Annotated in this window: 10 protein-coding genes; 6 read left to right on the top strand and 4 right to left on the bottom strand. The window is 70.8% G+C overall.

The features are described 5' to 3' along the window. The first annotated feature begins 71 nt into the window (after window positions 1–71). Complete coding sequence (locus FE811_RS04135) at window positions 72–584, top strand: AmiS/UreI family transporter (RefSeq protein ID WP_036749893.1); 513 nt, start codon at window positions 72–74, stop codon at window positions 582–584. Here FE811_RS04135 and FE811_RS04130 read toward each other — a convergent pair whose 3' ends face one another. The 4 genes from FE811_RS04130 to FE811_RS04115 all read right to left on the bottom strand — a co-directional run bounded on the left by FE811_RS04130 (window position 585) and on the right by FE811_RS04115 (window position 5,699). Next, complete coding sequence (locus FE811_RS04130) at window positions 585–2,669, bottom strand: NAD-dependent epimerase/dehydratase family protein (protein WP_116221842.1); 2,085 nt, start codon at window positions 2,667–2,669, stop codon at window positions 585–587. A 9-nt stretch (window positions 2,670–2,678) separates the two neighbouring features. Beyond that, on the bottom strand, window positions 2,679–3,641 hold the full coding sequence (locus FE811_RS04125) for a glycosyltransferase family 2 protein (RefSeq protein WP_116221843.1): 963 nt from the start codon (window positions 3,639–3,641) through the stop codon (window positions 2,679–2,681). Between the two features lie 89 nt (window positions 3,642–3,730). Continuing rightward, window positions 3,731–4,915, bottom strand: coding sequence for an HPP family protein (locus FE811_RS04120; protein ID WP_116221844.1), 1,185 nt, complete (start codon window positions 4,913–4,915; stop codon window positions 3,731–3,733). A 106-nt stretch (window positions 4,916–5,021) separates the two neighbouring features. Continuing rightward, the gene (locus FE811_RS04115) at window positions 5,022–5,699 is read right to left on the bottom strand and encodes a GntR family transcriptional regulator (protein WP_208021300.1); all 678 of its coding nucleotides are present in this window, start codon (window positions 5,697–5,699) and stop codon (window positions 5,022–5,024) included. Window positions 5,700–5,995: 296 nt separating this feature from the next. On the opposite strand from FE811_RS04115, the gene FE811_RS04110 reads away from it, so the two are divergent. From FE811_RS04110 to FE811_RS04090, 5 genes are all read left to right on the top strand, one after another. Beyond that, window positions 5,996–7,231, top strand: coding sequence for an NRAMP family divalent metal transporter (locus tag FE811_RS04110; protein ID WP_072463562.1), 1,236 nt, complete (start codon window positions 5,996–5,998; stop codon window positions 7,229–7,231). A 68-nt stretch (window positions 7,232–7,299) separates the two neighbouring features. Continuing rightward, complete coding sequence (locus FE811_RS04105; RefSeq protein ID WP_116221845.1) at window positions 7,300–8,073, top strand: LamB/YcsF family protein; 774 nt, start codon at window positions 7,300–7,302, stop codon at window positions 8,071–8,073. Further along, window positions 8,070–8,861 (top strand): putative hydro-lyase, encoded by a 792-nt coding sequence (locus FE811_RS04100; RefSeq protein ID WP_116221846.1) that lies wholly within the window; start codon window positions 8,070–8,072, stop codon window positions 8,859–8,861. Before FE811_RS04105 ends, FE811_RS04100 begins: the two co-directional genes overlap by 4 nt. Window positions 8,862–8,863: 2 nt before the next feature. After that, window positions 8,864–10,417: an urea amidolyase family protein gene (locus FE811_RS04095; protein ID WP_140846813.1), complete on the top strand. Its 1,554-nt coding sequence runs from the start codon at window positions 8,864–8,866 to the stop codon at window positions 10,415–10,417. Further along, entirely contained in the window at window positions 10,414–12,177 is a 1,764-nt protein-coding gene (locus FE811_RS04090; protein WP_116221848.1) for a biotin carboxylase N-terminal domain-containing protein, read from the top strand. The genes FE811_RS04095 and FE811_RS04090 overlap by 4 nt, the downstream gene beginning before the upstream one ends. The last annotated feature ends 17 nt before the right edge of the window (window positions 12,178–12,194 follow it).

The raw sequence follows: 12,194 nt of genomic DNA, 5'->3' as shown, positions 1-12,194 counted from the left end.
CTTGGCAGGCATGGGCTGATCGTATTCCGGGCAATTGCCCAAGACGCGGTCAGCCGTGCTGAGGAGGTCCGATGCTTACCGGGTTCGTGCTGTTCTATGTCGGCGCCGTGCTGTTTCTGAACGGGCTCTGGCTGATGGGCCGGATCGCCGATCGCGAGATCGTCGTCATCAACATCGTCGCCGCGCTGGTCTCGGGCGCGGCGGTGCTGCACGACGCCTTCGGCGCCGGGGCCAGCGCGGCCAGCATCCGCAACGGCGCGCTGAGCCTCTTGTTCTGCACCACCTATCTGTGGGTCGCCTATAACCGGCTCAGCGGGGCGGACGGGCGCGGCCTGGGCTGGTTCAGCCTGTTCGTGGCGGTGACGACGGTGCCGGTGTTCCTGCGCGCGCTTGCGGCGGCCGGCTCCGCGGCTGAGCTTTGGCTGGCGGCGAACTGGGCTGTCTGGGGCGTGCTGTGGTTTCTGTATTTCCTACTGCTGGCACTTGGCCGCCCGATCCAGCGGCAGACCGCCTGGGTCACGCTGCTGGCCGGGATCTTCACCGGCTGGCTGCCGGGTTTCCTGCTGCTCGACGGGCTGCTCTGATCACCAGAACAGATGCGCCTCGTCGATGGCGCGGCGCCAGAAGGCGTCGCGGTCGGCTTCCGGCGTCCAGCCCAGCAGGCGCTTGGGCTTGGCGTTGTCAAAGGGCGACAGGTGCCCGCGCGATTTCCAGTCCGCCAGCGAGGCGGGTGCCGCGCCCTTGCGGCGCAGCGCGTGGCGCTTCAGCCCCTGCTTGACCGCATCGACCGCCCAAAGCGCGGTCAGGTTCGAGCCGCTGACCTTCAGCCGCGCGCCGGTGCGGCGGTGGATGGCGTCGAAATAGTCGCGCCCCGAGAACATCGGCTCGCCGATCAGGTTGAAGCTTTCGCCGATGGCCTCGTCCCGCTCCATCATCGCGATCAGCCCGTCCGAGACGTCGTCGGCCAGCACGAAGGGCAGGATGTTGCGGCCGTTGCCCCAAAGCCGCACCGCGCCGGCGCCGTGCCAGCGGCCGATGCCCCAATGCTGCAACGGCCCGCCGTCGCCCAGCACGATGCCGGGCCGGGCGATGACCAGCCGCAACCCCTGCGCCTGCATGGCGATCAGCCGCCGCTCGCCCTCGGCCTTGGACCGCGCATAGATGTTGCGGCTGTCCATCTGGCCGAAATCGCTGGCCTCGGTGATGGTGCGGGCGGGGTCGGACATGTCGTATGAGGCGATGGTGCCGGTATGGACCAGCCGCCCGACGCCGGCGCGGATCGCGGCGCGGCCGATGCGCTCGGTCGTGGCCACGTCGTTTTCCAGCGCCGCCTGCCAGCTCTTGTCGGTGGATTTCGCCAGGTTGAAGACGCAATCCATGCCCTGCATGGCGGCCGCCAGCCCGTCCTCGTCGCGCAGCGAGACGCCCAGCGTCTCGACATGATCGGCGATGTCGGGGAAGGGGCCGTTGCGGCCGCGCGACAGCACGCGCACGTCATGGCCGCGCTGGACCAGCCGCCGGGTCAGGTTGCGGCCGATGAAGCCGGTGCCGCCGATCACCATGACGCGCGGCTGCGGCGTGCCGCTGGGCCGGGCCGGAACCGCGGGCAGGGCGGGCAGGCGGGCCAGCGCATCCTCGATCCCCTGCATCACCGCGCGGGCCGAGGCGGGGGCAAAGCGCGGGTCGGGCCGGCCGGCGCGGATGCCGTCGTAGAATGCCGCGACGGTGGCGCGGAAGCTCAGCCCATAGGGGCTTTTCTGGTTCAGCGAGGCGGCCTGGCGCAGGGCGTTCCGCGCGCCCTCGTGCAGATGCGCCCCGGCGCGGGACAGTTCCTTGACCAGCGGGTTCAGCACCAGGTCGGCGGTATTGTCGCGCGTGACCACCAGCGCATCGGCCGCATAATCCAGCCGCGCCATGCCGGACGAGCCGCGCAGCATGACCGAGCGGTCGTCGAAGGTCTCGACCAGCGACAGGGCGATGGTCACGTCCACCTTGCCGGCGCGGGCGAGGATGCGCCAGCTTTGCGGCCGCCGCTCGCCGCCGGGCAGGGTGATCCATTGGCCCAGGCTGACATGCTCGACCTCCAGCGCACCGAACAGGTCTACGGCGAAAGAGAAGGGGTGCGGGCCAAGCTCCAGCAGCAGGTTCTGCGTCTGCCGCAGCATCCACAGCGCGTAGGGCCCCGAGCGCAGCGGCACCAAGGGCAGCGCCCAGTTGATCTGCGCGCTGGAGACCAGGCCCAGGTCGCCCGCCTGCACCGCCCGCTTCAGCCGTTCGTAACCCGGCAGGCCCAGGAAGTTGTGGCAGGCGCCCAGCTGGCGGCCGGCGGCCTGGGCCGCGGCCTCCATCGCGTCGATCTCGGCCACCGACAGGGCCACGGGTTTCTCGACCAGCACATGCAGCCCGGCGCCCAGGCATTTCACCGCCAGGTCGCGGTGCAGGTTCGGCGGCGTCAGGATATGCACCACGTCGCAGACCCCGGCCGCGATCATCTGGTCCAGCTCGGCAAAGGCGGCGACGCCATGGCTGGAAGCCAGCGCCTCGGCCGCGTCAAGGGCGGGGTCGCAGATGGCCACCAGCCGCGCGCCCGGCGCCGCCTTGATCGCATCGGCGTGCCACGAGGCGATGTAGCCGGCCCCGACGATACCGACGCGCAAGTCCGAGGTCATGGCAAGCTCCTATTTATACTCGATAATATGCATGGCGTCGCCCCGCTGGCGGCGACGGAAATATGTCAGCATTCCCAGAAGGTTGGGGATCTTGGCCAGCGTCAGCAGCGCCGCCTGCCGGCCCGCCATCGGCTGGCCGCACAGCCCGCGCCAGGTCTTCCACAAGGACAGCGCATAAAGCCCCAGCACCGCCAGCGAAAGCCAGGGGCTGGTGAACAGCCCCAGCAGGAAGAGCAGCGGCAGCGCCAGCCCATAGGCCCAGACGCGCAGCCTTTCGCGCTTGAAATGCGGCGGATGCATGGCGCCCACCTGCGCGAAGCCGTGGCCGTTGCGGATGGTGCGCTGCCACCATTGGCCGAATCGGGTCATGTCGGCGTCGTGCCAGGTCATCTGCACCGGCAGGCGCATCAGCCTCCAGCCGGCCTTGCCGAGCCGCAGGCAGAATTCGTCGTCCTCGGCCGCGATCACGATCGGGTCGAAGCCGCCGACCTGGCGAAACGCCGCGGCGCGCACCATCATGTCGCCGCCGCAGGTGGTGATCGGCCCGGCGGGGCGATGCCAGTCCACCTGGCACATCTGGTTGTAGACCGAGGCGGTGGGGTGGATCTCGGACCGCCAGCCGGTGACGAGGCCCAGGCCGGGGTCGGCCTGCAGGGCGGCGATGCCGGCCTCCAGCCAGCCCGGCTCGACCCGGCAGTCGCCATCGACGAATTGCACCAGGTCCAGATCGCCCCCCGCCAGCAGCGCCTCGGCCCCGGCATTGCGGGCGCGGGCGGCGGTAAAGGGAACCGAGGTGTCCAGCTCGACCACGGCGACGCCTAGGCTGCGGGCGAAGGCGACGCTGTCGTCGCCCGAACCGCTGTCCACATAGACCACCCGCTCGCAAAGCGGCACCAGCGAGCGCAGGCAGGCCTTGAGCCTGTCGCCCTCGTTGCGGCCGATGGCCACGGCGCCCAGCGTGGGACGGGTCATGTCTGCCCTCGTGCTTGTTCCGGCAGGGGCAGCCTATCCCCGCCGCCGTGCGTTCTGCAATGCGGCGCGGCCTGTCGTTATCGGCATGTTCAGGGCGTCGGCGGCTCTTGCCGCAGGCTTTGCCGCGCCAGGGCCGAGATCAGGTCGGTCTGGGTCACGATGCCGACGATGCGCGACCCGTCCAGCACCGGCACCGCCTCGCATTCGCCCGAGGCGAGCATCGGCAGCAGCGTCCCGATGGGCGCGTCGGGCGCGACATGCGGCGGGTCGGTCTGCATGATCTCGCGCGCGCGGGGCGGCGTGCCGCGCCTGGGGTTCATCAGGTCCGACAGGGCGGCCAGGAAGCGGCGGTTGTGGCGAAAGGCGTCCTCGCGGGCGCGGCGGATCAGGTGCAGCTGGAAGATCACGCCGCGGAACTGGTCGCCCGCCTCGACCACCGGCAGCGAGGTGAAGCCGTGCTTGCGGAAGATGTCGGCGACGCGCACGAGCCGCGTGTGCGGCGCGACGGTGACGAGGTCGCGCGACATCACGTCCGCCGCGGTCAGCGGCCCGGTGCGATGGGCGGCGGCCTGCAATTCGGCGGCGCCGATCAGGCGCGCCAGATCCTCGACCCCCAGGTTTAGCGACTGGCGATAGCGTTGCAGGATCTCGGTCAGCTCGTCCTTGGACAGGCCCAGCCGCTCCATCGCCGGATGGTCGGCGGTGCCGTGCGGCCCCGGCTCCTCGAACTGGCGAAAGGGATAGCGCCGCCCGGTCAGCCGGGCATAGATCATCGCCAGCCCGACCAGCGCCAGCGTGCCGACCAGGACCGGCGCCAGCACGAAGTGAAAGCCAAGCTCGCGGATCGCCTCGGGGTTCAGCGCGGCGGTCATGGCGACCGCGCCGGCCGGCGGATGCACGGCGCGCAAGAGGATCATCGCGGTGATGCTGAGCCCCACCGCCATCGCGACGCAAAGCGCCGAATGCGGCGTCGCCATGCAGGTCAGCACGCCGATGGCGGCGGCGATGCAATTGCCGACCACCGCCGACCAGGGCTGGGCCAGCGGGCTGTTCGGGACCGCAAAGACCAGCACCGAGGTCGCCCCGAAGGGCGCGATCATCGACAGCCCCAGCCGCAGGTCGGTCGCGGGCGACAGCAGGAACATCCCCGCGACGCCCAGCCCGACCAGCGCGCCCACCCCCGCCCGCAGCGCCTCGCGCGGCGAGCCGGGTGCGATCGCCGGGCCGAGTGCCTGCGTGATCTGGTGCAGCACGGCCCCGGCCGGTCTGGTCATCCGAGCTTGTCCTTCGCGCCTGCCCGCAAAACGGGCTTCCGATGCGCCTAATTGTCGCAGGAATGGGCAGGTTGCAAGTCCCCGGAAAGGCTGAGCGGCGGCGGGTTCAGCCCAGCCGGGCAAAGGCTTCCAGCACGGCGCGCTCGGACTGGTTCAGGTAATCCTCCAGCATCCGGGCGGCGCCGGGCGGATCGCCGGCCTCCAGCCTGCCCAGGATCTCGGCATTGCGCGAAATATAGGGGCGGTGCAGCAGCTCGGGGCTGTCGAGCAGGCCGAAGGCCAGCCGCAGCTCGGCGATGATCTGGGTAAAGAACTGGATCAGCCGCGGGCTGTCGGTCAGCGCGACGATGGCGGCGTGGAACTCCATGTTGGCGCTGCCGACGCCGCGCCAGTCGGGGATGGCCTGCAGCGTCTCGGCCCGCTTCACCGCGGCGCGCATCCGGTCGACGGCGGCATGGCCGGGCCAGGCCTGGGCCAGGGCCGGCACCTCGATCAGCCGCCGCACCCGGTAGATGTCCAGGATCGAGGCCATCGAGGGCACCGCGACGAAGACCCCCCGGTTCGGTTCATGCCGCAGGATGCCCTCGCGCGTGAGCAGGCGGAACACTTCGCGCAGCGTATTGCGCGAAATGTCCAGCTCGGCCGCCAGCCGCGCCTCGGACAGGCGCTGGCCCGGCACCAGAGCGCCGCCGGTGACCTGGTCGCGCAGCCGGGCGGCGATGCCTTCGGCAAGGCTGGGGGCGGGTTCGCGGGCTTCGGCCATCGCGGCTGGTTCCTTTGTCATCGGGGCTGTCCCGTCCCTCGGGGGCCGCGCGATCTTGGCCGAGCGGCCGGGGGCAGGCAAGCCGCCCCGCGATGATTCGCCGGGTTTTTCGTCGCCCTGGCCTGACCAGCATCGCCGCCTGACAGGGCAGGATGCCGCCGGACTGCCCATCATCCGGGCATATCATCCCTGCTTTCCGTATGTTTTGTTCAACAATATACAGATGTATGTCAAATTATCGTTGACGGATTGTCTTGTTGAATTCACAGTCGAGCCATTCCCAAGACGCACTCCACCCTTGCAGCAGGAGCAGACCGATGGCCGAATCCGTCACCTCCCCCTCTGCCGCCTCGGCCGCCGCGCGCGGCGGTTTCCTGGCGGCGATCTTCCTGATGGCGACCTCGGCCATCGGGCCGGGCTTCATCACCCAGACCGCGACCTTCACGGCAAAGCTGGGCGCTGCCTTCGCCTTTGCCATCCTCGCCTCGATCGTGATCGACTTCGTGGTGCAGCTCAACATCTGGCGCATCACCGCGTTGACCCGGCGCAACGCCTCGGACACCGCGAACGCCGCCATTCCCGGCGCGGGCTACCTGCTGGCGGTGCTGGTGCTGGTCGGCGGGCTGGCCTTCAACATCGGCAACATCGCCGGGGCCGGGCTGGGCCTGAACGCCATGTTCGGGCTCGAGCCCAAGATCGGCGGCGCGCTGTCGGCGGCCCTGGCCATCGGCATCTTCCTGTCGCGCCGGGCCGGGCTGCTTCTGGACCGTTCGCTGATCGGGCTGGGCTTGCTGATGATCGCCATGACGGTCATCGTCGCCCTGGTCTCTAACCCGCCGGTCGGCGACGCGGTGCGGCAGATGGTGCTGCCCGAGATCGTCGATTTCGCCACCATCACCACCATCGTCGGCGGCACCGTCGGCGGCTATATCACCTATTCCGGTGCGCATCGCCTGCTCGACAAGGGACTGGTGGGCGAGCAGAACCTGGCCGCCGTCACCCGCGCCTCGCTGACCGGGATCGCGGTCACGGGGGTCATGCGCTTCATCCTGTTCCTGGCCATCCTGGGCGTCGTCGCCTCGGGGGTGACGCTGGACCTGTCGGGCCAGGCCGCGAACCCCGCCGCGCAGGCCTTTGCCGTGGTGCTGGGCGAATGGGGGATGCGCATCTTCGGCCTGATCTTCTGGGCCGCGGCCATCACCTCGGTCATCGGCGCGGCCTATACCTCGGTCAGCTTCCTGGTTGCCTTTCGCACCATGGGCGACCGCGACCGCAACATCGCGACGGTGATCTTCATCGCCATCTCGCTGGCGGTCTATCTGTCGCTGGGCACGGCGCCGGCTGCCATCCTGGTCTTTGTCGGCGGCTTCAACGGGCTGATCCTGCCCATCGGCCTGACCATCTTTACCTATGTCGGCTTCGCGCGGGCCGACCTGATGGGCGGGCATGTCTACAACCGCCCGCTGCTGATCGCCAGCGCCGTGGTCTGCGCCTTGACCTGGTACATGGGCTTCAAGTCCATCGGCCCGATCTTTGCCTTCCTGGGCGCCTGAGCCATGATCGCGGCGGGCCCCCCGCGGGCCCGCCGCCCCAATTCCCGCCCCAATTCCCGGAGGATCACATGACCCGCAACATCGACCTGAACAGCGACCTGGGCGAGGGCTATGGCGCCTGGAAGATGGGCGACGACGCCACCATGCTGGGCATCGTCAGCTCGGCCAACGTCGCCTGCGGCTTTCACGCCGGCGACCCGCTGACCATCCTGGCCACCGTGCGCGAGGCGGCGGCGCGGGGCGTGGCGGTCGGGGCGCATGTCTCCTATCCCGACCGGGTGGGCTTCGGCCGCCGGCCAATGGACGTGACCCATGCCGAACTTGTGGCGGACGTGATCTATCAGATCGGCGCGCTGCAGGGCATCTGCGCGAGCGCCGGCACCCGCGTCCGCTATGTCAAGCCGCATGGCGCGCTTTACAACACCATCGCCGTGGACCCGAAACAGGGCGCAGCGGTGATCGAGGGCATCCGTGCCGTCGATCCCTCGCTTGCCATGATGGGCCTGGCCGGGACGCAGATCCTGGCCCAGGCGGCCGAGGCCGGCCTGCCCACCATCGCCGAGGCCTTTGCCGACCGCGCCTATCGCCCCGACGGCCAGCTGGTCTCGCGCCGCGAGCCGGGCGCGGTGCTGCACGACCCCGAGGCCGTCGCCGCCCGCATGCTGCGCCTGGCGACCGAGGGCAAGATCGAGGCGGCGGACGGCTCGACCCTGCACCTTCAGGCCGACAGCATCTGCGTGCATGGCGACAGCCCCGGCGCGGTGGCCATGGCCGCCCGCATCCGCGAGGCGCTGCTGGCGGGCGGCGTCGCCATCGCCCCGGCCACGGGGGGCGCGGCATGACCCTGTTGCCCGATCCGGCCGGGGCCCGTGCCGCCCGCCTTGCCTGCCGTCAGGAAGCCCCGCGTCCCACCGCGGGCATGGCGCCGGGATTCACGCAATGCAACATGATCTCGCTGCCCAGGGACTGGGCCTGGGATTTCCTGCTTTACGCGCAGCGCAACCCCAAGCCCTGCCCGGTGCTGGACGTGACCGACCCCGGCAGTCCCCGCACCGCCCTTGCGCCCGATGCCGACCTGAGGACCGACATCCCGCTGTATCGCATCTGGCGCGACGGCGTGCTGGCTGAAGAAACCCCCGACGCCACCGCCGCCTGGGCCGAGCATCCCGACCTGGTGACATTCCTGATCGGCTGTTCCTTTACCTTCGAGACGCCCTTGCAGCAGGCGGGGATCGAGGTGCGCCACATCGCCCAAGGCTGCAACGTGCCGATGTTTTTGACCGACCGCGACTGCCGTCCGGCGGGGCGGTTGCATGGCAAGATGGTGGTTTCCATGCGGCCGATCCCGGCGGGCCGGGTGGCCGAGGCGGCGATGATCTCGGGCCGCACGCCGGCGGTCCACGGCGCCCCGGTGCATGTCGGCGCGCCCGAAGCCCTGGGCATCGCCGACCTCATGCGTCCCGATTTCGGCGACCCGGTGCAGATCCGGCCGGGCGAGGTGCCGGTGTTCTGGGCCTGCGGCGTGACCCCGCAAGCGGCGCTGATGGCGTCGAAGCCGCCCTTCGCCATCACCCATGCGCCGGGCTACATGTTCATCACCGACGTGCCCGACACGCATTGGCAGGTGTGACCATGCGCTTCCTGCCCATCGGCCCCCGCACCCTGCTGGCGGAACTGGACGACCTGGACCAGACGCTGGCGCTGTTCGACGCTTTGCTGGCCGATCCGGTGCCCGGCGTGGCCGAGATCGTCCCGGCCGCGCGCACGCTGATGATCCGCACCGCCCCCGGCACCGCCGCCGACGGCCGGCTGGCCGGCGCGGTCCTGGCCCGCCAGCCCGCCCCAGGCACGCCACCCAACGCCCGCGCCAGCGAGACGGTCGAGCTGCCCGTGACCTATGACGGCGAGGATCTGGCCGATGTCGCGGCCCATATGGGCCTGACCGAGGCCGAGGTGATCGCCGCCCATCAGGAGACCACCTGGCAGGTGGCCTTTTGCGGCTTCGCGCCGGGCTTCGCCTATATGACCTGCGACGATCCGCGCTTCGAACTGCCGCGCCGCCCGGCCCCGCGCACCCGTATCCCGGCGGGTTCGGTGGCGCTGGCCGGGCGCTTCTGCGGCGTCTATCCGCAGGAGACCCCCGGCGGCTGGCAATTGATCGGCCGCACCGAGGTGCCGATGTGGGATCTGTCCCGCGACCCGCCGGCGCTGCTGCGTCCCGGCGTGCGCTGCCGTTTCGTGGCGCGCCGGGCCGAGATTCGCCCCTTGGCCGCCGTCCCGCAGCCCCAACCCCGGCAGGGCCTGCGCGTGCTGTCCACCGCCTTTCCCATCGTCTTTCAGGACGAGGGGCGGCCGGGGCAGGGCGGGCAGGGCGTCTCGGCCTCGGGTGCGCTCGACATGGGCGCGGCGCGGCGGGCCAATCGCGCCGTCGGCAACCCCTCGGACGCGCCGGTGCTGGAGATCACGCTGGGCCCTGTCCGGCTGCGGGCCGACCAGCCGATGACCCTGGCCCTGACCGGCGCGTCGCCGGCCAGCGTCGCCGGCCATGCCGTCCCGCGCGGCGCGGCCTTTGCCGTGGATGCGGGCGACGAGATCGCCATCGACCCGCCGCAGGCCGGGATGCGCAGCTATCTGGCGCTGCGCGGCGGCTTCCGGGTCGCGCCGGTGCTGGGCTCGGCCGCCACCGATACGCTGGCCCATGTCGGGCCCGAGCAGGTCGCGGCGGGCGCGGTGCTGGCCGCCGCGAACCGTCCCGCCACCGCCGCGGCCGCGGCCGAACCCGAACCGGCGCTGCCGAAACCCGGCGATCTGGTGGAATTGCCGGTGACGCTGGGCCCCCGCGCCGACTGGTTCACGCCCCAGATGGTCCAGCATTTCCTGACCCAGGAATGGCTGGTGACGCCGCAAAGCTCGCGCGTCGGCATCCGCCTGCAAGGCGAGCCGGTGACGCGCGAGGACGCAACCGAACTGCCCTCGGAAGGGACCGAGACCGGCGCCATCCAGATCCCGCATTCCGGCCAGCCGGTGCTGTTTCTGGCCGACCATCCGCTGACCGGCGGCTATCCGGTCATCGCCACCCTGCGCCCCGAGGCGCTGGATCTGGCCGGGCAGATCCCGCCCGGCGCCCGCATCCGCTTTACCGCCAGCGCCGATTTCGCCCCCATCACGCCAGAGAGGCCCGCATGACCATTTTCGCCACCGGCCCCAGCCGCCCGATCCGCCGCCTGCTGATCGCCAACCGGGGCGAGATCGCCGTCCGCGTGATCCGCGCCTGCCGCGACGAGGGCATCGAAAGCGTCGCCGTCTATGCCGATGCCGATCGCGACGCGATCTTCGTGCGCATGGCCGACCAGGCCCATGCGCTGGGGGGCGACAAGCCCTCGGACACCTATCTGGATGCCGGCAAGATCATCGCCATCGCCCAGGCCGCCGGGGCCGATGCCATCCATCCGGGCTATGGCTTCCTGTCCGAACGCGCCGATTTCGCCCAGGCGGTGCAGGATGCCGGGCTGATCTGGATCGGCCCCGACCCCAAGGTGATCGAGGCGCTTGGCGACAAGATCGAGGCCCGCCGCATCGCCGAGGCGGTGGGTGCGCCGCTGGTCGCCGGCACCCCCGGCCCGGTCGAAAGCGCCGCCGAGGCGCTGGCCTTCGCAAAGGAACACGGCCTGCCCATCGCCATCAAGGCCGCTTTCGGCGGCGGCGGCCGCGGCATGAAGGTCGCCTGGCGGCTGGAAGAGGTCGAGGAGCTGTTCGAATCCGCCACCCGCGAGGCGCTGACCGCCTTCGGCCGCGGCGAATGCTTCATCGAGCAGTTCCTGGATCGCCCGCGCCATGTCGAGGCGCAGGTGCTGGCCGACAGGCACGGCACCGTCAAGGTGATCGGCACCCGCGACTGTTCCCTGCAGCGTCGCAACCAGAAGCTGGTCGAAGAGGCGCCGGCGCCGTTCCTGACCGACGAGCAGCGCGCCCGCATCCACGATTCCGCCCGCGCCATCTGCGCCCATGCCGGCTATTCGGGCGCGGGGACGGTGGAATACCTGCTCTCGGCCAATGGCACGATTTCCTTTCTCGAGGTGAACACCCGGCTTCAGGTCGAGCATCCTGTGACCGAGGAAACCACCGGCATCGACCTGGTGCGCGGCATGATCCGCGTGGCACAAGGCGCCAAGCTGGCCGACGAGACCGTGCCGGAGCCGCGCGGCCATGCCATCGAGTTCCGCATCAATGCCGAAGACCCCGCGCGCGGCTTCCTGCCCACGCCCGGCCCGGTCGAGGTCTTCGATGCGCCCTCGGGGCCGGGCATCCGGCTGGACAGTGGCGTCGCCCAAGGCTCGGTGGTGCCGGGCAGTTTCGATTCGCTGATGGCCAAGCTGATCGTGACCGGCGCCACCCGCGAGGAAGCCTTGCAGCGCGCCGACCGGGCGCTGCGCGAATTCCGCATCGGGGGCGTGGCCTCGGTGCTGCCCTTTGCCCGCGCCGTGCTGGCCCAGCCGGATTTCCGCGCCGAGGACGGGGATTTCCGCGTCCATACCCGCTGGATCGAGACCGATTTCGCCGAACCGCTGGCCGAGGCGGTCGCCCCCCATGCCCGCGTCGCGCCCGCCGCGCAGGCGCCGCTGCTGCGCCTGGCCATCGAGATCGACGGCAAGCGGCATGAGCTGGGCCTGCCCGCGAGCATGCTTGCGGCCTTGCCCTCGGGCGGCGCCCCCGCGGAGGCTGCGCCCGAGACGGACGAGGCCCTGCTGGCCGCCCCGGTCCCCGGCACGCTGACGCTGTGGCAGGCCGAGGACGGGGCCGAGGTCGAACAGGGCCAGGTCGTCGCCGTCATCGAGGCGATGAAGATGGAGACCCGGATCGAGGCGCATCGGGCGGGCCGGCTGACCCGCATCGCCGCGCAGGGCGAGGTGCTGGGCTTTGGCGCGGCCCTGGCGCGGATCGGCTGAGGCGCTTTGACATTTCC

The organism is Paracoccus sp. FO-3 (assembly GCF_006386455.1).
In the GTDB taxonomy this organism is placed as follows: Bacteria; Pseudomonadota; Alphaproteobacteria; order Rhodobacterales; family Rhodobacteraceae; genus Paracoccus; species Paracoccus versutus.
This window is presented reverse-complemented; position numbering and strand designations above follow the sequence as displayed.